The organism is Pseudomonas sp. I8001 (genome assembly GCF_013385345.1).
Lineage (GTDB): Bacteria > Pseudomonadota > Gammaproteobacteria > Pseudomonadales > Pseudomonadaceae > Aquipseudomonas.
Genome location: NZ_JACAQC010000007.1, coordinates 631950 through 655677 on the forward strand (window position 1 = coordinate 631950; position 23728 = coordinate 655677).

Consider the following 23728-nt stretch of genomic DNA (forward strand, 5'->3'; position numbering starts at 1 on the left):
TCAAGCGTGCGGCGGAGTTTTTTGAATCAACACAGATAAAAATGTGGGAGCGAGCAAGCCCGCTCCCACATGAGTACCGCAGTGTTTCAGGGTTGTGGATAACTCAGGTCTTTTTGATTTTGACCGGGCGTTTCCAGCCGTCGATGTTGCGCTGGCGGGCGCGGGCCACGGCCAACTGGGACTTATCCACATCCTGGTTGATGGTGGAACCTGCGGCGGTGTTTGAACCATCACCGATAGTGACGGGGGCGATCAGCGAGTTGTTGGAGCCGATAAACACGTCTTCGCCAATGGTCGTCTGGTACTTGTTGGCGCCGTCGTAATTGCAGGTGATGGCGCCTGCGCCGATATTGCTGCGGGCACCGATCACTGCATCGCCGAGGTAAGCCAGATGGCCGGCCTTGGCGTCGTCACCCATCCGGGCGTTTTTCAGTTCGACAAAGTTACCCACATGGGCGCGGGCGCCCAGCACGCTGCCCGGACGCAAACGCGCGAACGGACCGGCATCGCTGCCCTCGCCCATCACCGCACCGTCGATATGGCTGTTGGCCTTGATCACCACACCCTTGCGCAGGGTGCTGTCCTTGATCACGCAGTTCGGCCCGATCACCACGTCGTCTTCGATGACCACGCGGCCTTCGAGGATCACGTTGATATCGATCAGCACGTCGCGGCCAACGGTGACGTCACCCCGCACATCGAAACGTGCCGGATCACGCAGCGTCACGCCCAGCGCCATCAGGCGGCGGCCTTCACGCAGTTGGTAGTGACGCTCCAGCTCCGCCAGTTGCTTGCGGTCGTTGGCGCCCTGCACTTCCATCGGGTCGTGGGGCTGTTCGGTGGCTACCACCAGGCCATCGCTGACGGCCATCTCGATGACGTCGGTCAGGTAGTACTCGCCCTGGGCGTTGTTGTTGGACAAGCGGCTCATCCAGTCAGCCAGGCGGTCAGCCGGCACAGCGAGGATGCCGGTGTTGCCTTCAGTGATGGCGCGCTGGGCTTCGCTGGCGTCTTTATGCTCGACGATGGCGGCGACCTTGCCGTCAGCGTTGCGCACGATGCGACCGTAGCCGGTCGGGTCGTCCAACTCGACAGTGAGCAAGCCCATCTGGCCTGGCACCACGTGCTTGAGCAGGCGCTGCAAGGTTTCCACTTCGATCAGCGGCACGTCACCGTAGAGGATCAGCACGGTGTCGGCCTTGATGAACGGCACGGCCTGCGCGGTGGCATGGCCGGTACCCAATTGCTTGTCCTGCAATACGAAATTCAGGTCATCCGCCGCCAGCCGCTCACGCACCACATCGGCACCGTGGCCGATCACCACATGAATGCGCTGTGGATCCAGCTGCCGGGCGCTGTGGATAACATGGCCAAGCATGGAGTTGCCGGCAACCGGGTGCAGCACCTTGGGCAGGGCCGAACGCATACGGGTGCCCTGGCCTGCGGCAAGAATTACGATTTCGAGAGACATGAATGGCTACCAATCCTGGGCGGTCAGACTTCAGACCAAAGAAGTGTTTTGCAAAAAAAGAAAAAGGGTAGCCGAGGCTACCCTTTTTAATCAATCACGCATGAGGCTTGACGGCTTAGCCGCCAAACTTCTTGCGGATCTGCTGGACGGTGCGCAGCTGAGCTGCGGCCTCGGCCAGACGTGCAGCAGCAGAACCGTAGTCGAAATCTGCGCCTTTTTCGTTCAGGGCCTTCTCGGCAGCCTTGACGGCTTCCTGAGCGGAGGCTTCATCCAGGTCGGCAGCACGTTGCACGGTGTCGGCAAGTACCTTGACCATGTTCGGCTGAACCTCGAGGAAACCACCGGAGATGTAAAACACCTCCCGTTCCCCGCCCAGCTTGGTCAGAGTGATCGGACCAGGCTTCAAGGATGTAATCAATGGCGCGTGGCCAAAGTTAATACCCAGGTCGCCCAGTTCGCCGTGTGCAATCACACTCTCGATCTGACCGGAGAAGATTTCCCCTTCCGCGCTGACGATATCGCAATGGAATGTCATAGCCATCTGCTTGCCTCAACCTGATTAGCGCCCGTTACCGGGCGCCGGAATTACAGTTTCTTGGCTTTCTCGATCGCTTCTTCGATGCCGCCGACCATGTAGAACGCTTGTTCTGGCAGGTGGTCGTAGTCACCGTTGAGGATGCCTTTGAAGCCAGCAATGGTGTCTTTCAGGGAAACGTATTTACCCGAGGCACCGGTGAAGACTTCAGCCACGAAGAACGGCTGCGACAAGAAGCGCTGGATCTTACGAGCGCGGGATACCAACTGCTTGTCGGTTTCCGACAGCTCGTCCATACCCAGGATCGCAATGATGTCCTTCAGTTCTTTGTAACGCTGCAGAACGTACTGGACGCCGCGAGCGGTGTCGTAGTGTTCCTGGCCGATGACGTTCGGGTCCAGCTGGCGCGAAGTCGAGTCCAGTGGATCGACCGCTGGGTAGATACCCAGGGAGGCGATGTCACGGGACAGTACGACGGTGGCGTCCAAGTGGGCGAACGTGGTCGCTGGCGACGGGTCAGTCAAGTCATCCGCAGGTACGTATACCGCTTGGATCGAGGTGATCGAACCGTTTTTGGTCGAAGTGATACGCTCTTGCAGAGTACCCATCTCTTCGGCCAGGGTCGGCTGGTAACCTACTGCGGAAGGCATACGGCCCAGCAGTGCGGATACTTCAGTACCGGCCAGGGTGTAACGATAGATGTTGTCGACGAACAGCAGAACGTCGTTACCTTCATCACGGAACTTCTCGGCCATGGTCAGGCCGGTCAGTGCTACGCGCAGACGGTTACCCGGCGGCTCGTTCATCTGACCGTAAACCAGTGCCACTTTGTCCAGAACGTTGGAATCCTTCATCTCGTGGTAGAAGTCGTTACCCTCACGAGTACGCTCACCCACACCGGCGAACACGGAATAACCGCTGTGCTCGATGGCGATGTTACGGATCAGTTCCATCATGTTTACGGTTTTGCCTACACCGGCACCACCGAACAGACCGACTTTACCGCCCTTGGCGAACGGGCAAACCAGGTCGATAACCTTGATGCCGGTTTCCAGCAGGTCGTTGCCGCCCGCTTGTTCCGCGAAGGAAGGCGCAGGACGGTGAATGCCCCAGCGCTCTTCGGTGTCGATTGGACCGGCTTCGTCGATCGGGTTACCGAGGACGTCCATGATCCGGCCCAGGGTCGCTTTACCGACCGGTACGGAGATGGCTGCGCCAGAGTCAGTGACTTCCAGACCGCGCTTCAAGCCTTCGGTGGAACCCATTGCAATGGTACGAACCACGCCGTCGCCCAGCTGCTGCTGAACTTCCAGGGTGGTGCCTGCATCGCTTTTGACTTTCAAAGCGTTGTAGATGCTCGGTACGCTGTCGCGTGGGAATTCCACGTCGATAACGGCGCCGATGATTTGAACGATACGTCCGCTACTCATAGCTGGATCCTCTGAATATTTGAACCGTTAAACCGCGGCAGCGCCGCCGACGATTTCCGAGATCTCTTGGGTGATCGCAGCCTGACGCGCCTTGTTGTAGATCAGCTGCAAATCGCTGATCAAATCACCGGCGTTGTCGGTAGCGTTCTTCATCGCGATCATCCGCGCAGCTTGTTCAGCCGCGTTGTTCTCGACCACCGCCTGGTACACCTGCGACTCCACGTAGCGCACCATCAAGCCGTCAAGCAGCTCTTTGGCGTCTGGTTCGTAGAGGTAGTCCCAGTGGTGCTTGAGTTCTTGTTCCGGGGCGGCCACCAATGGAATCAACTGCTCCACGGTAGGCTGTTGCGTCATGGTGTTGATGAACTTGTTGGATACCACGGAGAGGCGGTCAATCCGGCCTTCCAGGTATGCATCCAGCATCACTTTGACGCTGCCGATCAAATCATTGATCGACGGTTCTTCACCCAGGTGGCTGATAGCTGCAACGACGTTACCGCCGAAGTTGCGGAAAAAGGCCGCACCCTTGCTACCGACCACACACAGATCGATCTCGACGCCTTTTTCGCGGTTTACCGCCATGTCCTTGACCAGGGCCTTGAACAGGTTGGTATTCAAACCACCGCACAAACCACGGTCACTGCTCACCACGACATAACCGACGCGCTTTACTTCGCGATCGATCATGAACGGGTGGCGATATTCCGGGTTGGCGTTGGCCAGATGACCAATAACCTGGCGGATACGCTCCGCGTAGGGACGGCTAGCAGCCATGCGCATTTGTGCCTTGCGCATTTTGCTGACCGCCACTTTTTCCATGGCGCTGGTGATCTTTTGCGTGCTTTTGATGCTCGCAATCTTACTGCGAATCTCTTTTGCGCCTGCCATGTAACACCTATCAGGTTAGCAAGCGGGAGCCTCGCGGCCCCCGCTGCGGCTTACCAGGTTTGGGTGGCCTTGAACTTCTCGATACCGGCTTTGATGCCAGCGTCGATGTCGTCATTGAAGTCACCCTTCACGTTGATCTTCGCCATCAATTCGGCGTGATCGCGGTTGAAGTAAGCAATCAGCGCTTGTTCGAAGCTGCCGACCTTGGTGATTTCAACGTCGGTCAGGAACCCACGCTCAGCGGCATACAGCGACAGCGCCATGTCAGCGATCGACATTGGTGCGTATTGCTTCTGCTTCATCAGCTCGGTAACGCGCTGACCATGCTCAAGTTGCTTACGGGTCGCTTCGTCCAGGTCAGAAGCGAACTGAGCGAATGCCGCCAGTTCACGGTACTGAGCCAGAGCGGTACGGATACCACCGGAGAGCTTCTTGATGATCTTGGTCTGAGCGGCACCACCCACACGGGATACCGAAACACCGGCGTTCACTGCAGGACGGATCCCGGAGTTGAACATGGCCGATTCCAGGAAGATCTGACCGTCGGTGATGGAAATCACGTTGGTCGGAACGAACGCGGAAACGTCGCCAGCCTGGGTTTCGATGATCGGCAGTGCGGTCAGGGAACCGGTTTTCCCGGTCACTGCGCCGTTGGTGAACTTCTCTACGTATTCTTCCGAAACGCGGGATGCGCGCTCCAGCAGACGGGAGTGGAGATAGAACACGTCGCCTGGGTAAGCTTCACGGCCTGGTGGACGGCGCAGCAGCAGGGAAATCTGGCGGTAAGCCACTGCTTGCTTGGACAGATCGTCATAAACGATCAGCGCGTCTTCACCGCGGTCGCGGAAGTATTCGCCCATGGTGCAACCGGAGTACGGTGCCAGGAACTGAAGTGCAGCGGATTCCGAAGCACTGGCAGCCACGACGATGGTGTTAGCCAGGGCGCCGTTTTCTTCCAGCTTGCGAACCACGTTGGCGATGGTCGATTGTTTCTGACCGATGGCTACGTAGACGCAGAAAATCCCGCTGTCTTTCTGGTTGATGATCGCGTCGATCGCCAGAGCGGTTTTACCGATCTGACGGTCACCGATGATCAGCTCACGCTGGCCACGGCCGACAGGAATCATGGCATCGACAGCCTTGTAGCCAGTCTGTACAGGCTGGTCTACCGACTTACGCCAGATCACGCCTGGAGCAACTTTCTCGACCGCATCGGTCTCGGTGTTGTTCAGCGGACCTTTGCCGTCAACTGGGTTACCCAGTGCGTCGACAACGCGACCCAGCAGTTCCTTACCAACCGGAACTTCCAGGATGCGGCCTGTGCACTTGGCGCTCATGCCTTCGGCCAGAGTCTGGTAGGAGCCCAATACAACGGCACCTACAGAGTCTTGCTCCAGGTTGAGGGCCATACCGTAGACGCCGCCCGGAAACTCGATCATCTCGCCGTACATTACGTCGGCCAGACCGTGAATCCGCACGATGCCGTCAGATACGCTGACGACAGTGCCTTCGTTACGGGCTTGGGAGGTCACATCGAGCTTGTCGATGCGGCCCTTGATAATTTCACTTATTTCGGAAGGATTGAGTTGCTGCATTGCTCTGCTGCCCCTTCAAACTCAAGATTTCAATGCTTCGGCAAGATTCGCGAGTTTGCCGCGAATCGAGCCATCGATAACCAGGTCGCCGGCGCGAATGATGACACCACCAATCAGGGTGGCATCCTCCGCAACTTGCAGGCGCACTTCCCGGTCGAGTCGTGCACTGAGAACCTTGGCGAGTTTGTCTTGCTGTTCTTGGTTCAATGCAAAAGCACTGGTCACTTCAACATCTACCGATTTCTCTTGTTCGGCCTTGTACAGGTCAAACAGAGCGGCGATCTCCGGCAGAAGCGGGAGACGGTCGTTTTCGGCAACGACGTGGATGAAGTTCTGCACTTTTACATCAAACTTGTCGCCGCACACGTCAATAAACGTGGCGGCCTTGTCTGCGCTCGTCAGTCGCGGGGCCTTGAGCACGCGCTGCATGGTGTCGTCTTGCGACACTGCTGCAGCCAGGCCGAGCATGGCTGACCAAGAGGCCAGCTGCTGGTGGGCCTGGGCGTGCTCGAAGGCTGCCTTAGCGTAAGGTCGGGCCAACGTGGTCAATTCTGCCATGATCGCCCTCGCTTAAATTTCAGCAGCCAGTTTGTTTACCAGCTCCGCGTGCGCGTTTTGATCGATTGTGGCACCCAGGATCTTCTCAGCACCGCCGACGGCCAGAGCACCCAGTTGGGCACGCAGCGCATCTTTGACACCGTTCAGTTCCTGCTCGATCTCGGCTTGAGCCTGAACCTTCACACGGTCAGCGTCGATACGGGCTTTTTCAACAGCCTCTTCAACGATCTGGTTACCGCGTTTCTTGGCTTGCTCAATGATTTCAGCTGCCTGAGCTTTCGCTTCGCGCAGTTGTTGACCCGCTTTATCTTGGGCCAACTCCAGGTCGCGAGCTGCTCGTGCGGCAGCGTCCAGTCCGTCTGCGATCTTCTTCTGACGTTCGTGCAAAGCCGCGATGACCGGAGGCCATACGAACTTCATGCAGAAAACTACAAAAATCAAGAACGCTAAGGACTGACCAATAATGGTTGCATTAATGTTCACGCCAATACCTCGCTCGTTCGTTGCACAACACACCAATCACTCGAAAAAACGAGTGATTAACCGGCGAGTTGACCAACGAAGGGGTTCGCGAAGGTGAAGAACAGAGCGATACCAACACCGATCATGGTCACGGCGTCGAGCAGGCCGGCGACGATGAACATTTTAACTTGCAGCATTGGAACCATTTCTGGCTGACGCGCTGCGCCTTCCAGGAACTTGCCGCCCAGCAGGCCGAAACCAATGGCAGTACCCAGGGCGCCCAGGCCGATCAACAGTGCAACAGCGATAGCGGTTAGACCAACTACAGTTTCCATCTTTCCTCCCGACTTTTACGTCGTATGGTTTAGGTTTTTTAGATTTTAAAGCGGTAAAACAAATCGTTTCATAGCCCTTCAGGGCTACCCTCCCGTTTGACCGGGAGGGACATCAGACTAGTCGAGACTGGTCTTAATGGTTCTCTTCGTGCGCCATCGACAGGTAGACGATGGTCAGCATCATGAAGATAAACGCCTGCAGGGTGATGATCAGGATGTGGAACACAGCCCACGCCCACTGCAGAACAATGCCCAGGCCGCTAAGCCAGAGCAGACCACTGCCGAACATCACAGCGATCAGAATGAACACCAGCTCGCCGGCATACATGTTGCCGAACAGTCGCAGGGCCAGGGAAATCGGCTTGGCGACCAGGGTCACGAACTCCAGCAGGAAGTTCACCGGGATCAGCAGCGCTTGAACGAAGATGTTCTTGCTGCCGAACGGGTGCAGGGTCAGTTCGCCGATGAAGCCGCCGATGCCCTTGATCTTGATGCTGTAGAAAATGATCAACGCGAACACCGACAGGGCCATGCCCAGGGTGGCGTTAGGGTCCGTGGTCGAAACCGCACGGAATGGAATGTGGTGATCGCCGGAGATCAGGATGGCCAGCTGAGGAATCCAGTCGACCGGGATCAGGTCGACGGCGTTCATCAGGAACACCCAGACGAAGATGGTCAGTGCCAACGGTGCAATCACCGCGCTACGACCATGGAAGCTGTCCCGCACGCTGCCATCGACGAATTCGACCAATACTTCAACGAAGTTCTGCAAAGCACCTGGCTGACCGGAAGTCGCCTTCTTTGCCGCCATGCGGAAAATCAGGACGAAGATCAGACCCAATGCGACAGACCAGCCCAGAGTATCCAGGTGGAATGCCCAGAAGCCCATTTCTTTGGCTTCTGCTGCGGAGTGGGCAAAGCCCCAGCCGCCGTTGGGAAGCTGACCGAAGGTCAGGTTCTGCAAGTGGTGCTGGATATAGCCCGAAGCGGTTGTTTCTGCCATGGTTGCCTCAAACGCCCTAAGGTTTCGAAAGTCTTGTTTTCATTAGCAGGGGAGCGAACCAGCTGACCAGTTGGGTCAACACGAAGACGCCGAATACAGCCAGCGGCGCCAATGGCTTCACACCTGCAAAGGTCAGTGCAAACAGCACTGCCGTCAAAATCAATTTCCCCGCCTCGCCGGCATAAAAAGACCGGACGATAGCCTGGGCTGCTCGGGCGCCGGAAAACCGAAAGGCCCTGTGAGCAAAATACATATTGGGCAGCAAGGCTATCAGGCCTCCGCAGAGTCCCGAGTATCCGGCTACGACTCCATACCAATACCAGAGCGCCAAAGAGGCGATCAGTAAAATGACAAATTGAGCCACTAAAACCGGGAAAACGGCCAAGCGATGGAACGGCAACGTGTTTGGCGTGCGGGTTTCCATCACTCTTGCTCCTCAATGGTCGGCTGCCGGAAATCAATAACTTGGCATAATTTGTGCCGACAAAATGCGCGCAGAGTATAGGGGCGGTTCTGCCCCTATTCAACTGCCGGGTAGTGATTTCCGACTGCGCGCTACAGAAGCAATTGTTTCAGCGGATGTGGGCAAGGACGCCCTGAAGCTCATCCAATGAGTTATATCCGATGACCAATTGCCCTTTGCCTTTCTTGCCATGACGAATTTGCACCGCAGAGCCTAGGCGTTCGGCCAGGCGCTGCTCCAGGCGTGCAATATCCGGATCAGGTTTGGCGGTTTCGACCGGTGCAGGTTTGCCACTGAGCCACTGGCGAACCAGGGCCTCGGTCTGACGAACGGTGAGGCCTCGTGCGACAACGTGTCGCGCCCCCTCAACCTGTTGATTTTCCGGCAAACCGAGCAAAGCACGGGCATGACCCATTTCCAGGTCGCCATGGGAAAGCATGGTTTTGATGACTTCCGGCAGCGCGATCAGGCGCAACAGGTTGGACACGGTAACCCGGGACTTGCCCACCGCATCCGCGACTTCCTGCTGAGTCAGTTTGAATTCCTGCTGCAAACGCTGCAGGGCGATCGCTTCCTCGATCGGATTGAGGTCTTCACGCTGGATGTTCTCGATCAACGCCATGGCGATGGCGGTTTCATCCGGCACATCGCGCACCATTGCCGGAATGGTTTCCTTGCCGGCCTGCTGGCTGGCGCGCCAGCGGCGCTCGCCGGCGATGATTTCAAAGCGGCCTGCACCAATCGGGCGCACCACGATCGGCTGCATCACGCCCTGGGCCTTGATCGAATTCGCCAATTCCTCCAGCGCCTGCGGGTCCATGTCCCGGCGCGGCTGGTATTTGCCGCGCTGGATCAGGTCCAGCGGCAGGTGCTGCAGCTCGCGCTCGTCGGCCTGCACTGCCTGTTCTTCAAGGGTCGTGACAGTCGGACCACTCAGCAGTGCATCCAGTCCACGTCCGAGACCTCGTTTCTTGACGGCCATGGGGATTCCTTAAGTTGGCTGGGCTGCAGCGGTGCGTGAATTGCGGCGTTGACGGCGAACCATCTCGCCGGCCAGCGCCAGATAGGCAATGGCGCCGCGGGAAGACTTGTCGTACGCCAGCGCGGGCATGCCATAGCTTGGCGCTTCGGCCAGGCGGATGTTGCGTGGAATCACGGTGTCGTAGAGCTGATCGCCGAAGTGTTCCTTGAGCTGTGCCGACACATCGTTCATCAGGCTCAGGCGCGGGTCATACATGGTCCGCAACAGGCCTTCGATTTGCAGGTTCGGGTTGAGCAACTCGGCGATACGCTTGATGTTATCCACAAGGTCGCTCAAGCCTTCGAGCGCGAAGTACTCGCACTGCATGGGGATAATCACCCCGTCGGCCGCAACCAGTGCGTTCAACGTCAGCATCGACAGCGACGGCGGGCAGTCGATCAAAATGTAGTCGTAATTCTCGCGAATCGGCGCCAGAGCGCTGCGCAGACGGCTTTCTTTCATCTGCATTTCCAGCAGCACCACTTCCGCCGCGGTCAAATCGCGGTTGGCCGGCAGCAGTTGATAACCGCCGTGCTCGGAGAAGTGCATGGCCTGGGCCAGGTCGCACTCGCCAATCAGCAAGTCGTAGACCGAGTTTTCCAGGCCGTGTTTATCCACACCGCTACCCATGGTGGCGTTGCCCTGTGGATCGAGATCGATCAACAGCACCCGACGCTTGGTAGCGACCAGGGATGCTGCGAGGTTGATGCAGGTGGTGGTTTTGCCCACGCCACCTTTCTGGTTCGCTATCGCGAATACCTTAGCCATTCTTGCTTGTGTTCCCAATCATGCCGTGCGGCGCAGTATCAGCAGATGGCGTTGGCCTTGGCAACCGGGTACGGCCAAGGCGTGTTCGCTATCGAGGTGGAAGTCTGCCGGCAATGCTAACAGCTCGTCGCTTGGATGAACGCCCTTCATTGCCAGCCAACGGGTATCGCGGTCGCCGAGGTGGCGGGTCCAGTTGCTGAAGTTCTCCATGCTGCTGAACGCCCGGGAAACAATTCCGTTGAAAGGCTGCTCAGGCGTAAAGGCTTCGACGCGACTGTGGATAACTTGCAGGTTATCCAGCTTGAGTTCGAGTTTGACCTGGGTCAGGAAGCGGGTTTTCTTGCCGTTGCTGTCCAGGCAGGTCACTTGCGACTCCGGAAACAGGATCGCCAGCGGGATGCCGGGCATGCCGCCGCCGCTGCCAACGTCGAGCCAGCGGCCGTTTTCGATAAACGGCATCACACTGAGACTGTCGAGCAGATGGCGGGAGACCATTTCGTCCGGGTCACGCACCGCAGTGAGGTTGTAAGCCTTGTTCCATTTGATCAACAGGGCCAGATAACCCAGCAGCAACTCGTGCTGGGCTTCGGTCAGGTTGACGCCAAGCTGGCGAGCACCTGTGGATAACTCTTCGGCGTGTTGCGAGGTGACCAACGAACTCAAGCGCTTTGCTCCAACTGACGGCCCGCGCCGCGTTTTTTCAAATGAATCATCAACAGCGAGATGGCTGCCGGCGTGACGCCCGGGATACGGGACGCCTGGCCCAGGGTCTCAGGTCGAGTTATCCCCAGCTTGCCTTGGATCTCTTTCGACAGCCCGGAAATGTTTGTGTAATCGATATCCACAGGCAGCTTGGTGTCTTCGCTGGCCCGCAGACGAGCGATCTCATCCTGCTGACGGTCAATGTAACCGGCGTATTTGGTCTTGATTTCGACCTGCTCGGCAACCTGTGGATCTTCTGCGCCACCGCCGGTGACCGAGATCAGACCAGCGTAGTCGATTTCCGGCCGGGACAGCAGGTTCAGCAAGTTGTATTCGTGAGTCAGCGGCGTGCCGAATTTTTCGGCAATCGCGTCGCCTTGCTCGGTGCCCGGGCGAACCCAAGTACTTTTCAGACGTTGCTCTTCCAGCTCGATATTTTCGCGTTTTTTGCAGAAGGCCGCCCAACGCACGTCGTCGACCAGGCCCAATTCGCGACCTTTTTCGGTCAAGCGCAGGTCGGCGTTGTCTTCCCGCAGGATCAGGCGGTATTCGGCCCGGGACGTAAACATCCGGTACGGTTCCTGGGTTCCGAGGGTGATCAGGTCGTCGACCAACACACCGATGTACGCCTCATCGCGACGCGGGCACCAGCTGTCTTTGCCCTGAGCACGCAGTGCCGCGTTGGTTCCGGCCAGCAACCCCTGGGCGCCGGCTTCTTCGTAACCGGTGGTGCCGTTGATTTGCCCTGCAAAGAACAAACCGCCGATGACCTTGGTTTCCAGGCTGTATTTCAGGTCACGCGGGTCGAAGTAGTCGTACTCGATGGCGTAGCCAGGACGCACGATGTGCGCATTTTCCATACCGCGAATCGACTGCACGATCTGGATTTGCACGTCGAACGGCAAGGAAGTTGAAATCCCGTTCGGGTACAGCTCGTGGGTAGACAGACCTTCCGGTTCGATAAAGACCTGGTGGCTTTCCTTGTCGGCAAAGCGGTGGATCTTGTCTTCGATCGACGGGCAGTAGCGCGGGCCAATACCTTCGATCACCCCGGAATACATCGGCGAACGGTCGAGGTTCGCAGCAATGATTTCGTGGGTGCGGGCGTTGGTATGGGTAATCCAGCAACTGACCTGCTTTGGATGCTGTTCCTTGGAGCCCATGAACGACATCACCGGGATCGGTGTATCGCCGGCTTGCTCGGTCATCACCGAGAAATCCACAGACCGGCCATCAATTCGCGGCGGCGTGCCGGTTTTCAGGCGACCAACACGCAGTGGCAGTTCGCGAAGGCGCTGAGCCAAGGCGATTGACGGTGGATCACCGGCGCGGCCACCGGAATAGTTCTGCATACCGATGTGGATAAGTCCGCCGAGGAAGGTACCGGTGGTCAACACCACGGATTCTGCGAAGAAACGCAGGCCCATTTGCGTGACAACACCGCGTACCTGGTCTTGTTCGACGATCAGGTCATCGGCTGCCTGTTGAAATATCCACAGGTTCGGCTGGTTTTCCAGGGTTTCGCGGACAGCGGCCTTGTACAGGATGCGGTCGGCTTGAGCACGTGTGGCTCGTACGGCCGGGCCTTTGCGACTGTTCAGTACGCGAAATTGAATACCACCCTTATCGGTGGCCATGGCCATCGCGCCGCCGAGGGCATCGATTTCCTTGACCAGGTGGCTTTTGCCAATCCCGCCAATTGCGGGATTGCAGCTCATGGCGCCGAGGGTTTCCACGTTATGCGTCAGCAACAGGGTTTTTGCCCCCATACGTGCTGACGCCAGTGCTGCCTCGGTACCGGCATGACCGCCGCCGATGACGATCACTTCAAAACGGGAAGGGAAATCCACCACGCACCTCGTGCCTGCTTCTGTAGGTAATTAGGAATGAGCGTTCGAGATCAGGTTTTCGAACGAGTCGGCAAGTATAGGGACTTCGCCCTTCCTAAAGAACCCTTTGCACAAAATTTAACCAGCTGTGGATGAATCACGAACAATAGAAATTAAAAGAGAGAAATTTATTAAATCTTTGTTTTTATGTTTATTTCTACTGAGGCATGTTTCTGTGGATAGATCTCTAAAGGCCTTTATTTACGTTATGTACAGAGATTCAAAAGTCTGTGGTTAGGTGCCAATGAGGCCCTTGGATAAGTGCTTTAAGCCTGTGGATTAAACGGATGGTTATCCACAGAGGGGTTTTTACTCAGGTTTCAAGCCTGGTTATCAACTGGGCACAGGGGCGGTTATTCACAGGGCTTAATCCACAGAAAATCCGGATCCCGATAAGTTTCAGGCAGGCAGATGCCTCCGAAAATCCTCGGTCAGGCAGGAAACAGTTCATTTGCATTTGTGAAACGGGTTGATGGAACGCCTATTGTGAGAAAGCGTCACGGCAGTTAATAATAGTTATTATCATTAACCTGCCTCGTCACCTCTCATGGCCCTTCCCTCGCATACCGTTGCAGTCCAACACATCTATGAGCAGCACCATTCGTGGTTGCACAGCTGGCTCAAGGGAAAGTTGCATAACGCCTGCGATGCAGCTGACGTGGCACACGATACGTTCGTGCGGATCCTGGGCGGCCGCAATGCGACGCAGATCCTCGAGCCCAGGGACTATCTGGCCACAGTTGCCCGGGGACTGGTGATTGACCGCTATCGTCGCCGCGCCATTGAGCAGGCCTATCTGCAAACCCTGGCAGACCGGCCCGAAGCGATCGCAATCAGTGAAGAAGACAAGGCCATCATCATTGAAACCCTCGTTGCTGTGGATAAAGCCTTGTGTGGGCTGGGGGAGCGGGCCAGGCGAATTTTCATGCTGTCCCAGGTCGAAGGCCTGACTTATCAACAGATCGCCGATCAGTTGCGTGTCTCGCTGACCACCGTCAAGAAACATATGGTTCGGGCCCTGACTGAATGCGCCTTGATCATGGCGGGCATGTAATGGCTGCCCCGGATCGCAAGACGTTCGAAGCCGCCGCCAGTTGGTACGTGCAATTTCAATCGCAGCCACCGACACCCGCGCAACAAAGTGCCTGGCAGCAATGGCTCAATGGCGATCCCTCCCATCAGGCGGCCTGGAACCAGATGGAGCAGTTGCAACGTGGCCTCGGTGCGCTACCCAAGGACTTCACCCGTCGTGCGCTCTCGGCCAGTCAACAACGGCGGCAAGTGCTCAAGCTGATGCTGATGCTCGGTGCCGCCGGGTACTTGGGGTGGAACGTTCAACAACACACCTCCCTGGGCAACCTCTGGGCTGACTATCGGACCAAGGTCGGCGAACGACGTCGAATCGGGTTGGCCGACGGCACTCAAATTGACCTCAATACGAACACGGCTATCGACGTACTTTTCGATGGGCAGCAGCGACTGGTCCGTTTGCGTGAGGGGGAAGTACTTATCCACACCGGAAAGTCGGGCCGGCAAACACCGTTTTATGTCGAAACCCATGAGGGTCGTGTTCAAGCCTTGGGTACGCGGTTCACTGTTCGCCAACTGCAAGGGTCGACGCGGGTTGGTGTGCTGGAAGACCGGGTCAGCGTGCAACCCGTCGACCAGCCGGCCCATAGCCGAGTGCTCGGACCTGGTGAGAGTGTCGACTTCGGCACGCAAGACGTAGGCCCCAGCCATATTTATCGCGGGAACCAAGCCGCATGGATCGACGGCCAACTGATCGTTCTGGACGCGCGACTGGGGGATGTCATCGACGAACTGGCGCGCTATCGGCCGGGCGTTATGCAGTGCGATGCCGCATCAGCGCGACTGCGGGTGTCCGGCACTTTCCGTCTGGATTCCACCGACGCCGTATTGGCCAACCTGCAGGTCACGCTGCCGATCCACGTGAAGTATTTCACGCGCTATTGGGTCTCCGTCACGCTTACAGCTTGATACTGAAAAAATACTTTCAACGGGGGTTATCTTTTTTTTACCTGGCGCGGCCCTACAGGTAATCACGATGCTACCTTCAGGGCTTACTCACACATGCGCCTTCCTACAAAACTTCGCCAGCGTCTCTCCCATCACGGCATCACGTATGGCTTGCTGCTGGCCACGGCCGCGACTGCCAGCACCTTGCTATGCACTGGTGCCATTGCTGCCAGCCCAGTGCAACATTACGTGATCGCCTCCGGGCCACTCGACAATGCCTTGAGCCAATTCGCGTCGAAGGCCAATGTGATTCTGTCATTCTCGCCGCAGCAGACGGCGCGCCTGCAAAGTCCTGGGCTGGAGGGTGACTACTCGGTGGAGCAAGGGTTTGCGTTATTGCTGCAAAACTCGGGATTGCAGGCGGCGGTTCAAGGCCCCGGCAGCTACGCGCTGCAGCCGGCTGCGAGCGGGGAACAGCTCATGCTGGCCCCCACTACTGTCAGCACTTATCAACAGACTGGGTTCAATCAGGAAATTGCCGGGGACGTAGGTTACAAGGCGCAAAACAGCCGAATCGGTACCAAGACCAGCACACCATTGTCGGAAACCCCGCGCTCGGTGTCGGTGGTGACCGGTCAGCGCATCAAGGATCAAAAATCCCAGACACTCACCGAAGTGCTGGGCTATGTGCCGGGAATCTTTGCCCCTCCCTTCGCTGCGGGCGACGGGCTGGCCGGTGACTTGTTCTTCATTCGCGGTTTCAACGCCACGGATTATGGCTACGGCCTGCTGCGCGATGGCTTGCGAGTCCAAGGCAACCGGTATGACACCACCAGCGAACCTTATGGCCTGGAACGGGTGGAGATATTCCGTGGCCCTTCTTCCCTGCTCTACGGCGAAAACGCACCCGGTGGCCTGGTCAACCTGGTGAGTAAACACCCGACAGCTACACCACAAGGCGAAGTTCAGCTGACCTACGGTTCTAATAACCGGCGCCAGGTGGGTGTGGATATCTCCGGTCCCTTGGACGACAGCGGCAATATCCTTGGACGGGTGGTGATGCTCGGCAGGAAGTCCGACACCCAGACCGATCACGTTCCCGATGACCGCCTGTATATCGCACCGTCCCTGACCCTCAATTTCGACGACTACAACACCCTGACGCTGCTGGCCAACTACCAGAAAGACCACACTAATCTTGAACTTGGCCTACCTGCAGCAGGCACGTTACTGACCAACCCCAACGGAAAGCTCTCCAAGCACACCATGCTCGGTGACCCGGATTGGAACACCTTCGAACGGGAAACCTGGAGCACCGGCTACGAGCTCAGCCACAGCTTTAACGACGACTGGCAGTTTCGGCAGAACTCGCGCTACATGCAGTCGCGAATCACCCGCCATGAAACCTGGCCAGGCAACCTGAATAATGCGGGGTTCGGCACACAGCTGAACATGAATGCCTACGACCGCTACAACAAATCGATGGTCTACTCGCTGGATAACCAGTTGGAAGGCAAATTCCAGGTGGGCGGGCTGGAAAATACCGTGCTGTTCGGTGCCAGCTATGACCGTACCTCGTTCAGCCAGGATTGGAATGCCGGATTTGCAGGCACGATCAATGTGTATAACCCGGTGTACCTGAGGGATCCATTGACGCCTCTCGCGGTGCAAAACACGTTGCTCGAACAGCAGATGAAAGGTGTTTATGCACAGCTTCAGAGCAAGTATGACCACTGGTTATTCTTGCTCGGCGGGCGGCAGGACTGGGTCGACAGTGATTTTCGCGACAAGGTGGCCAAGGCCGGCAACATCAGCTCTGAAGACCGCAAGTTCACCTATCAGGGCGGGATCATGTACCAGTTCGACAATGGCCTGACGCCATATGTCAGCTACTCGACCGCGTTCGTTCCGGTACAGCAGATCTCCAATGCCGGCACACCGCTGGACCCGATCACCAGCAGTCAATACGAAGTAGGCCTCAAGTACGAGCCGATCGGCTGGGACACGGCGATGACGTTGTCGGTCTATGACTTGCGCAAGCAGGACGACACGTACCTCGACGCCACGACCAATACCTACCGCCAGGTCGGCGAAAGCCGGGCCAAGGGTGTGGAAGTGGAGGTCAACAGCAACCTCACACCTAATTTGAACGTGACTGCGGCCTACACCTACACCGATGCTCGGATTACCAAGGATTCGGCAACGTCGCTCGTGGAAGGTCACCAGATGACCGGTGTTCCGCGTAATCAGGCTTCGGTCTGGGGCAAATACCGCTTTCTTGATGGCCAGCTCAAGGGCTTGTCCGTCGGCGGCGGCGTGCGCTACTTCGACAGCACTTTCGCTTACACCGCGCCTTCTCTATACGGGAAGCTGGATGCTGGAAGCGTGACGTTGGTGGATGCCGCCATTGGTTACCAGATTGACCAGCACTGGTCGGTAGACGTGAATGCGAAGAACCTGTTCGACAAGGAGTATGTGTCCGGCTGCAACGATGCGGGCCGCTGCTACTGGGGTGAAAGCCGGACGCTACTCGGAACTGTTTCCTACAACTGGTAACCAGCCAGCTGTGGATAACCGCCTATTTCCCGATACAGAAGCTTGAAAAGATCCGCCCCAACAAATCATCGGAGCTGAATGCGCCGGTGATCTCACCCAACAGCTGCTGCGCCTGGCGTAAATCTTCAGCCAGCAGCTCACCGGCTCCTGCCAGCGTCAGTTGCGCACGGCCATGCTCGAGGGCGGCGCTGGCATGCCGCAGTGCCTCCAGGTGCCTGCGACGAGCGCTGAAGCTGCTTTCCGAAGTCTGCTCGTAGCCCATGCACGCTTTCAGATGATCGCGCAGCAGTTCCAGCCCTTCTCCTGCAGCCTTGGCACTCAAGCTGATTGTCACGTGGCCATCTTCACTGACTTCCAGGGCAATTGCCTCGCCCGTCAGGTCAGCCTTGTTGCGAATCAGCGTGACCTTGACCGGGTCCGGCCGTTGTTCGAGGAATTCCGGCCACAGTGCGAACGGGTCTGCAGCCTCTGGCGCGGTGGCATCCACCACCAGCAACACGCGGTCAGCTTCCGTGATGGCCTTCAACGCGCGTTCCACCCCGATCTTTTCCACCTGGTCATCGGTGTCACGCAGTCCAGCGGTGTCCACCACATGCAGGGGCATGCCATCGATGTGAATATGTTCGCGCAGGATATCCCGCGTGGTGCCGGCGATCTCGGTGACGATCGCGGCCTCTCGCCCGGCCAGGGCATTGAGCAGGCTCGACTTGCCGGCGTTGGGACGGCCGGCAATCACCACGGTCATACCGTCGCGCAGCAAGGCACCTTGCCCGGCTTCGCGCAGCACTGTGGATAACTCATCACGAACCTTATCCAGCATCGCCAGGACATGGCCATCGGCAAGGAAGTCGATTTCTTCCTCCGGGAAATCAATCGCGGCCTCCACGTAGATGCGCAAGCTGATCAACTGCTCGGTGAGGTTATGCACACGCAGGGAAAACGCGCCCTGCAACGAGCGCAACGCATTGCGCGCAGCTTGTGCAGAGCTGGCTTCGATCAGGTCGGCAATCGCCTCGGCCTGGGCCAGGTCGAGTTTGTCGTTGAGGAACGCGCGTTCGCTGAATTCACCCGGACGTGCCAGGCGGCAACCCAACTGCAGGCAACGCTGCAGCAGCATGTCCAGAACGATCGGGCCGCCGTGGCCTTGCAGCTCCAGGACGTCTTCGCCGGTAAAGGAGTTCGGCCCCGGGAAATAAAGGGCGATACCTTCATCCAGCACTTCTTCATCAGCACCTAAAAACGGCCCGTAATGCGCATACCTCGGCTTCAGTTCCCGCCCACTGATGGCCTGGGCCGCCACGCCGGCGAGCGGCCCGGAAATACGAACGATACCGACACCACCACGACCTTGAGCGGTGGCGACAGCGGCGATGGTTTCACGAGGAGCGCTCATGGCGGGTACCCGGATAAAAGTGACAGAAAGCAAAACGCCCCACTAGGGGGCGTCTTGAGTGGTGTTATCCACAGAGTAAATTACGCCTCGGCTTTTTTGGTAGCCGCTTCGATTTTACGTGTGATGTACCACTGTTGGGAGATCGACAGGCAGTTGTTGACCACCCAGTACAGCACCAGACCAGCCGGGAACCACAGGAAGAAGAAGGTGAAGATGATTGGCATCATTTTCATTACCTTGGCCTGCATCGGGTCCGGCGGAGTCGGGTTCAGGCGCTGCTGGATGAACATGGTCGCGCCCATGATGATCGGCAGGATAAAGAACGGGTCTTTGATCGACAGGTCAGTTATCCACAGCATGAACGGAGCCTGGCGCATCTCCACGCTTTCCAGGAGCACCCAGTACAGCGACAGGAATACCGGCATCTGCACCAGAATCGGCAAGCATCCACCCAGCGGGTTGATCTTCTCTTTCTTGTACAGCTCCATCATGGCCTGGGACATTTTCTGCCGGTCATCGCCATGTTGTTCTTTCAGCGCAGCCAGTTTCGGGGCCACGGCACGCATACGCGCCATCGACTTGTAGCTGGCGGCCGACAGTGGGAAGAAGATCCCCTTGATCAGCATGGTCAGCAGGATAATCGAGAAGCCCCAGTTACCCACAATGCTGTGGATATGTTGCAGCAGCCAGAAAATCGGCTGGGCAATGAACCACAGAATGCCGTAATCCACAGTCAGTTCCAGACCTGGGGATAACTCTTTGAGGACTGCCTGGCTCTTCGGACCGGCGTACAACGTGGCGCTGGCTTCAGCCTTGGCACCCGGCGCGACGGTCAACGTCGGGCCAGTAAAGCCAATGATGTAGTTACCTTGGCTGTCTTTGCGGGTTTGAACCAGGTTGGCATCACCTTTGTTCGGGATCCATGCGGTCACGAAGTAGTGTTGCAACCAGGCAACCCAGCCACCTTGAACGGTTTCTTTCAGCGCGCCCTTGTCGATATCTTTCATCGACACTTTTTTGTACGGCTCGCTACTTGTCCACAGGGCTGCGCCCAGGTAAGTCGCGGTGCCGGTGGCGGTGCTGGAAGAAGGATCGGCGCTGTTGTCACGCTTGAGCTGGGCAAACAGGTTGCCCGTCCACGGCTTCGCGCTTTCGTTGTCGATCAGGTAAGTGACTTTCAGATCGTACAAACCGCGGGTGAAGCTGAAACGCTTGATGTAGTTGACGCCGTCGTGACTGAATTTCAGGTCGACGTTCAACTGGTTCTGGCCATCGGCCAGTTGATAAGTCTTCTGTTCGGTCGAATAAACCGGACGACCGGTAGCACGAGCATCCGGACCGTCAGTACCGGTCAGGCCACTTTGCGCCAGATATACACGTTCGCCACCGTTATCGAACAGCTGGAACGGAACATCCGGATGGTCTTGGCGACGTGGATACAGCGGCAGCTTCAGCTGGGCGATATCACCACCCTGTGGGTCGATTGCCAGGTCCAGTACATCCGTTTTTACATGGATGAGGTCTTTATTGGTGACGACCGGGGTTTCTACCGGGGTACTGGTATCGGCATTCGCGCTGGGTACATCGGCACTGGCGGCAGCATTGTTACCCAGTGGCGTATCCGGAATAGCCGGCGCCGACTGATTGGTAGCAACATTCTGAGTCGGCAGGGCAGCTTGGCCATAATCCTGGTTCCACTTAAGAACCATAGAGTAGGACACGATTGCCAGGGCGACGATCAGGATCGTGCGTTTAATATCCATGATTACTCGGCCATCGAAGAAGAACGGGAGGTAGGGATAGGCGGAACCGGGTCATAACCACCGGGATTCCACGGATGACAGCGACCTAAACGACGAAAGGTCAGCCAGCCACCGCGCAGAAGGCCATGATTTTCTATGGCTTCCAACGCGTAGCAGGAACAACTGGGGTAGAAACGACAGTGGTTTGCCATCAGGGGACTAATGGCATAGCGGTAAAACTGGATCGGAACGAGGGCCAGTTTACGCATCAGTACTGTCTACCCCTACAGTTTCGGTGCTGACAGCTGGTGCTGGCTTGTTGGTACGAGCCAAACGTTTCCAGAGCTTGCCGAAATGCTGAATCAATTCGGGGTTTTCTACGTCCCCCAAGCCTTTGCGCGCGACGATAACAATATCCCAACCAACCAGAGTCTCCTGGTGGAGGCGAAACGATTCGCGCATCAGACGCTTGAGGCGATTGCGCTCAACGGAGAGCTTTACGCTCTTCTTGCCGATCACCAACCCGAGACGGGGGTGATCCAGATCGTTGTTACGCGCAAGGAGCAGGAGATTTTTCCCCGGAACCTTGCCGGTGGGGGAGTCAAAGACTGCCTTGAAATGCCGGGGGGTTAGCAGACGCTTTTCCCGACTGAAGTCCTGACTCACCACCAGTACCGGATTATCAAACTGCCAGACGCGCACGACCTTTGGCGCGGCGACGCGACAGGACAGCACGGCCGTTCTTGGTGGCCATGCGAGCACGGAAGCCGTGAGTACGGGCGCGTTTGATGGTGCTTGGTTGGAAAGTACGTTTCATGGCGTGTTACCTGGTTCGTCCACAACGGGCCGGAATGGCCCCCGTTTTAAGAGACCGGCGATTCTAGAGAAAGCAAGCCTCTAGGTCAATTTCCAACCAGCTTTTCCTTTAATTAGATATCTGGAGGCCTGCGGACCGAATCTGGGCGATTCGCCTTTGACGAGCAATGCCATAGATATAAAAATAAAGAAGGAAGTTATTTAAAGCTTTTCTGTAAAGCTTATAAAAGCTAGGCACCCCATCTTCTGTGGATAACTGCCTTGAGGCCATATTCTACGGGCTGTACAGAGAATGACAACACGGGGGAGAAACGGTGCTCTGCCTGTGCTGCGCTATCGGATAAGCTGTGTGTGGAATGGCTAGTTATCCACAGGCCAGTTACCCACAGACTTTCGCCCCCACTTGTACAACGAGCTTAGGGGCGCTTATCCACAGAGCTTATGCACAGACCATTTGTCGCCTTTTTTACGGTTAAGGCATTGATTCTTGGCGCCCTGTGAGCAACCTACATGTGGATAAGTGGGCGGCTGGCCGCTACAATGGCGGCTGTTTTTGCCTCACCGGCTTTCAACTTAGGGGATATCCGTGTCAGTGGAACTTTGGCAGCAGTGCGTGGAGCTTTTGCGCGATGAGCTGCCTGCCCAGCAATTCAACACCTGGATCCGTCCGCTACAGGTCGAAGCCGAAGGCGACGAGTTGCGTGTCTACGCACCCAATCGTTTTGTTCTCGACTGGGTCAACGAGAAATACCTGAGCCGCGTTCTCGAATTGCTCGACGAACACGGCAACGGGCTTGCTCCGGTGCTCTCCTTATTAATAGGCAGCAAACGTAGCTCGGCACCTCGTGCTGCGCCGAATGCACCGTTGGCTGCCAGTGCCTCCCAGGCTCAGGCCGCTGCGGCACCTGTTAATAACTCGCCAGCCCCGGTCGCCCAGACGCCTTCGAAATCCTCGTCGCAGAAAAACGCGCCTATAAATGAAGAGCCGTCCCGCGACAGCTTTGACCCAATGGCCGGCGCCAGCTCACAACAGGCCCCGGTTCGTGCCGAACAGCGCACCGTCCAGGTAGAGGGTGCGCTCAAGCACACCAGCTATCTGAACCGCACGTTCACCTTTGAGAACTTTGTCGAAGGTAAATCCAACCAGCTGGCCCGCGCGGCTGCCTGGCAGGTCGCCGACAACCCCAAGCATGGTTACAACCCGCTCTTCCTTTATGGTGGCGTTGGCTTGGGTAAAACTCACTTGATGCACGCCGTGGGTAACCACCTATTAAAGAAGAACCCGAATGCCAAGGTCGTGTACCTGCACTCGGAGCGCTTCGTGGCCGATATGGTCAAGGCGTTGCAGCTCAACGCCATCAACGAGTTCAAGCGGTTCTACCGTTCCGTTGATGCCTTGCTGATCGATGACATTCAATTCTTCGCCCGCAAGGAACGTTCCCAGGAAGAGTTTTTCCACACGTTCAACGCGTTGCTCGAAGGTGGCCAGCAGGTCATCCTGACCAGTGACCGTTATCCGAAGGAAATCGAAGGCCTGGAAGAGCGCCTGAAGTCGCGCTTCGGCTGGGGCCTGACCGTAGCGGTAGAACCGCCGGAGCTTGAAACCCGCGTCGCGATCCTGATGAAAAAGGCCGATCAGGCCAAAGTCGACCTGCCGCACGACGCCGCGTTCTTTATCGCCCAGCGCATTCGCTCCAACGTGCGTGAACTGGAAGGCGCACTCAAGCGGGTCATCGCTCACTCGCACTTCATGGGTCGTGACATCACCATCGAGCTGATTCGCGAATCCCTGAAAGACCTGCTGGCGTTGCAAGACAAGCTGGTGAGTGTGGATAACATCCAGCGCACCGTGGCCGAGTATTACAAGATCAAGATTTCCGACCTGCTGTCCAAGCGCCGTTCGCGCTCGGTAGCACGTCCCCGCCAGGTAGCGATGGCGCTCTCCAAAGAGCTGACCAACCACAGCCTGCCGGAAATTGGTGATGTGTTTGGCGGTCGCGACCACACCACGGTCTTGCACGCGTGCCGCAAGATCAACGAACTTAAGGAATCCGACGCGGATATTCGCGAGGACTACAAGAACCTGCTGCGTACACTGACTACTTGATGAACACCAGCGCAGCT

23 protein-coding genes are annotated in these 23728 nt (G+C 57.2%); 4 read left to right on the top strand and 19 right to left on the bottom strand.

The genetic code is table 11. The features are described from left to right. Positions 1-103: 103 nt before the first annotated feature. The 14 genes from glmU to mnmG form a co-directional block, all read right to left on the bottom strand. Positions 104-1471 carry a bifunctional UDP-N-acetylglucosamine diphosphorylase/glucosamine-1-phosphate N-acetyltransferase GlmU gene (gene glmU / locus HX839_RS07440; protein ID WP_102370203.1) on the bottom strand — a complete coding sequence of 456 codons (1368 nt, stop codon included), beginning with the start codon at positions 1469-1471 and terminating at the stop codon, positions 104-106. Between the two features lie 115 nt (positions 1472-1586). Next, on the bottom strand, positions 1587-2012 hold the full coding sequence (locus tag HX839_RS07445) for a F0F1 ATP synthase subunit epsilon (RefSeq protein WP_008439541.1): 426 nt from the start codon (positions 2010-2012) through the stop codon (positions 1587-1589). 44 nt (positions 2013-2056) lie between these two features. Next, positions 2057-3436 (bottom strand): F0F1 ATP synthase subunit beta, encoded by a 1380-nt coding sequence (gene atpD, locus HX839_RS07450; RefSeq protein ID WP_003213545.1) that lies wholly within the window; start codon positions 3434-3436, stop codon positions 2057-2059. A 27-nt stretch (positions 3437-3463) separates the two neighbouring features. Further along, positions 3464-4324 (bottom strand): F0F1 ATP synthase subunit gamma, encoded by an 861-nt coding sequence (gene atpG, locus HX839_RS07455; protein WP_003213547.1) that lies wholly within the window; start codon positions 4322-4324, stop codon positions 3464-3466. 50 nt (positions 4325-4374) lie between these two features. Next, positions 4375-5919: a F0F1 ATP synthase subunit alpha gene (gene atpA / locus HX839_RS07460; RefSeq protein ID WP_003213549.1), complete on the bottom strand. Its 1545-nt coding sequence runs from the start codon at positions 5917-5919 to the stop codon at positions 4375-4377. Positions 5920-5940: 21 nt separating this feature from the next. Then, positions 5941-6477, bottom strand: a complete 537-nt coding sequence (locus HX839_RS07465; protein WP_003213551.1) for a F0F1 ATP synthase subunit delta — start codon at positions 6475-6477, stop codon at positions 5941-5943. Between the two features lie 12 nt (positions 6478-6489). Next, entirely contained in the window at positions 6490-6960 is a 471-nt protein-coding gene (locus HX839_RS07470) for a F0F1 ATP synthase subunit B (RefSeq protein ID WP_008439543.1), read from the bottom strand. Positions 6961-7016: 56 nt separating this feature from the next. Then, the gene (gene atpE / locus HX839_RS07475; RefSeq protein WP_002555987.1) at positions 7017-7274 is read right to left on the bottom strand and encodes a F0F1 ATP synthase subunit C; all 258 of its coding nucleotides are present in this window, start codon (positions 7272-7274) and stop codon (positions 7017-7019) included. A 133-nt stretch (positions 7275-7407) separates the two neighbouring features. Further along, positions 7408-8277, bottom strand: coding sequence for a F0F1 ATP synthase subunit A (gene atpB, locus HX839_RS07480; protein WP_003213554.1), 870 nt, complete (start codon positions 8275-8277; stop codon positions 7408-7410). Between the two features lie 16 nt (positions 8278-8293). Beyond that, complete coding sequence (locus HX839_RS07485; RefSeq protein ID WP_003213556.1) at positions 8294-8701, bottom strand: F0F1 ATP synthase subunit I; 408 nt, start codon at positions 8699-8701, stop codon at positions 8294-8296. 148 nt (positions 8702-8849) lie between these two features. Further along, the gene (locus tag HX839_RS07490; RefSeq protein WP_003213558.1) at positions 8850-9722 is read right to left on the bottom strand and encodes a ParB/RepB/Spo0J family partition protein; all 873 of its coding nucleotides are present in this window, start codon (positions 9720-9722) and stop codon (positions 8850-8852) included. Between the two features lie 9 nt (positions 9723-9731). Continuing rightward, positions 9732-10529, bottom strand: a complete 798-nt coding sequence (locus HX839_RS07495; protein ID WP_003213559.1) for a ParA family protein — start codon at positions 10527-10529, stop codon at positions 9732-9734. Positions 10530-10547: 18 nt separating this feature from the next. Then, entirely contained in the window at positions 10548-11192 is a 645-nt protein-coding gene (gene rsmG / locus HX839_RS07500; protein ID WP_003213561.1) for a 16S rRNA (guanine(527)-N(7))-methyltransferase RsmG, read from the bottom strand. Continuing rightward, a complete protein-coding gene (mnmG, locus tag HX839_RS07505; protein WP_177066909.1) occupies positions 11189-13081 on the bottom strand; it encodes a tRNA uridine-5-carboxymethylaminomethyl(34) synthesis enzyme MnmG in 1893 nt (630 codons plus the stop codon). Before mnmG ends, rsmG begins: the two co-directional genes overlap by 4 nt. Positions 13082-13667: 586 nt before the next feature. Between mnmG and HX839_RS07510 the strand changes: the two genes are divergently transcribed. The 3 genes from HX839_RS07510 (at position 13668) to HX839_RS07520 (ending at position 17653) form a co-directional block, all read left to right on the top strand. After that, positions 13668-14174 carry a sigma-70 family RNA polymerase sigma factor gene (locus tag HX839_RS07510; protein ID WP_008439546.1) on the top strand — a complete coding sequence of 169 codons (507 nt, stop codon included), beginning with the start codon at positions 13668-13670 and terminating at the stop codon, positions 14172-14174. Next, positions 14174-15118, top strand: coding sequence for a FecR domain-containing protein (locus HX839_RS07515; protein ID WP_177066910.1), 945 nt, complete (start codon positions 14174-14176; stop codon positions 15116-15118). Before HX839_RS07510 ends, HX839_RS07515 begins: the two co-directional genes overlap by 1 nt. Positions 15119-15211: 93 nt before the next feature. Next, complete coding sequence (locus tag HX839_RS07520; protein WP_177066911.1) at positions 15212-17653, top strand: TonB-dependent siderophore receptor; 2442 nt, start codon at positions 15212-15214, stop codon at positions 17651-17653. 22 nt (positions 17654-17675) lie between these two features. Here the strand turns inward: HX839_RS07520 and mnmE are convergent, their stop codons facing one another. The 5 genes from mnmE to rpmH all read right to left on the bottom strand — a co-directional run bounded on the left by mnmE (position 17676) and on the right by rpmH (position 21605). Then, complete coding sequence (mnmE, locus tag HX839_RS07525) at positions 17676-19046, bottom strand: tRNA uridine-5-carboxymethylaminomethyl(34) synthesis GTPase MnmE (RefSeq protein WP_177066912.1); 1371 nt, start codon at positions 19044-19046, stop codon at positions 17676-17678. Positions 19047-19126: 80 nt separating this feature from the next. Beyond that, a complete protein-coding gene (gene yidC / locus HX839_RS07530) occupies positions 19127-20809 on the bottom strand; it encodes a membrane protein insertase YidC (protein WP_003213572.1) in 1683 nt (560 codons plus the stop codon). A 2-nt stretch (positions 20810-20811) separates the two neighbouring features. Continuing rightward, complete coding sequence (gene yidD / locus HX839_RS07535; RefSeq protein ID WP_003213574.1) at positions 20812-21057, bottom strand: membrane protein insertion efficiency factor YidD; 246 nt, start codon at positions 21055-21057, stop codon at positions 20812-20814. Next, positions 21050-21454 (bottom strand): ribonuclease P protein component, encoded by a 405-nt coding sequence (gene rnpA, locus HX839_RS07540; protein ID WP_010168490.1) that lies wholly within the window; start codon positions 21452-21454, stop codon positions 21050-21052. Before rnpA ends, yidD begins: the two co-directional genes overlap by 8 nt. Positions 21455-21470: 16 nt before the next feature. Then, positions 21471-21605, bottom strand: coding sequence for a 50S ribosomal protein L34 (rpmH, locus tag HX839_RS07545; RefSeq protein ID WP_003213577.1), 135 nt, complete (start codon positions 21603-21605; stop codon positions 21471-21473). Between the two features lie 585 nt (positions 21606-22190). Between rpmH and dnaA the strand changes: the two genes are divergently transcribed. Further along, entirely contained in the window at positions 22191-23711 is a 1521-nt protein-coding gene (dnaA, locus tag HX839_RS07550; RefSeq protein ID WP_032868695.1) for a chromosomal replication initiator protein DnaA, read from the top strand. Positions 23712-23728: the final 17 nt, after the last annotated feature.

What these genes read in the sequence shown, in the direction of transcription:
- HX839_RS07465 (WP_003213551.1), bottom strand. Translation starts at nt 6,477, where the DNA reads ATGGCAGAATTGACCACGTTGGCCCGACCTTACGCTAAGGCAGCCTTC.
- HX839_RS07515 (WP_177066910.1), top strand. Translation starts at nt 14,174, where the DNA reads ATGGCTGCCCCGGATCGCAAGACGTTCGAAGCCGCCGCCAGTTGGTAC.
- HX839_RS07490 (WP_003213558.1), bottom strand. Translation starts at nt 9,722, where the DNA reads ATGGCCGTCAAGAAACGAGGTCTCGGACGTGGACTGGATGCACTGCTG.
- atpG (WP_003213547.1), bottom strand. Translation starts at nt 4,324, where the DNA reads ATGGCAGGCGCAAAAGAGATTCGCAGTAAGATTGCGAGCATCAAAAGC.
- HX839_RS07510 (WP_008439546.1), top strand. Translation starts at nt 13,668, where the DNA reads ATGGCCCTTCCCTCGCATACCGTTGCAGTCCAACACATCTATGAGCAG.
- glmU (WP_102370203.1), bottom strand. Translation starts at nt 1,471, where the DNA reads ATGTCTCTCGAAATCGTAATTCTTGCCGCAGGCCAGGGCACCCGTATG.
- yidC (WP_003213572.1), bottom strand. Translation starts at nt 20,809, where the DNA reads ATGGATATTAAACGCACGATCCTGATCGTCGCCCTGGCAATCGTGTCC.
- atpE (WP_002555987.1), bottom strand. Translation starts at nt 7,274, where the DNA reads ATGGAAACTGTAGTTGGTCTAACCGCTATCGCTGTTGCACTGTTGATC.
- atpD (WP_003213545.1), bottom strand. Translation starts at nt 3,436, where the DNA reads ATGAGTAGCGGACGTATCGTTCAAATCATCGGCGCCGTTATCGACGTG.
- atpB (WP_003213554.1), bottom strand. Translation starts at nt 8,277, where the DNA reads ATGGCAGAAACAACCGCTTCGGGCTATATCCAGCACCACTTGCAGAAC.
- HX839_RS07520 (WP_177066911.1), top strand. Translation starts at nt 15,212, where the DNA reads ATGCGCCTTCCTACAAAACTTCGCCAGCGTCTCTCCCATCACGGCATC.
- HX839_RS07445 (WP_008439541.1), bottom strand. Translation starts at nt 2,012, where the DNA reads ATGGCTATGACATTCCATTGCGATATCGTCAGCGCGGAAGGGGAAATC.
- HX839_RS07495 (WP_003213559.1), bottom strand. Translation starts at nt 10,529, where the DNA reads ATGGCTAAGGTATTCGCGATAGCGAACCAGAAAGGTGGCGTGGGCAAA.
- atpA (WP_003213549.1), bottom strand. Translation starts at nt 5,919, where the DNA reads ATGCAGCAACTCAATCCTTCCGAAATAAGTGAAATTATCAAGGGCCGC.
- mnmE (WP_177066912.1), bottom strand. Translation starts at nt 19,046, where the DNA reads ATGAGCGCTCCTCGTGAAACCATCGCCGCTGTCGCCACCGCTCAAGGT.
- yidD (WP_003213574.1), bottom strand. Translation starts at nt 21,057, where the DNA reads ATGCGTAAACTGGCCCTCGTTCCGATCCAGTTTTACCGCTATGCCATT.
- rpmH (WP_003213577.1), bottom strand. Translation starts at nt 21,605, where the DNA reads ATGAAACGTACTTTCCAACCAAGCACCATCAAACGCGCCCGTACTCAC.
- HX839_RS07485 (WP_003213556.1), bottom strand. Translation starts at nt 8,701, where the DNA reads ATGGAAACCCGCACGCCAAACACGTTGCCGTTCCATCGCTTGGCCGTT.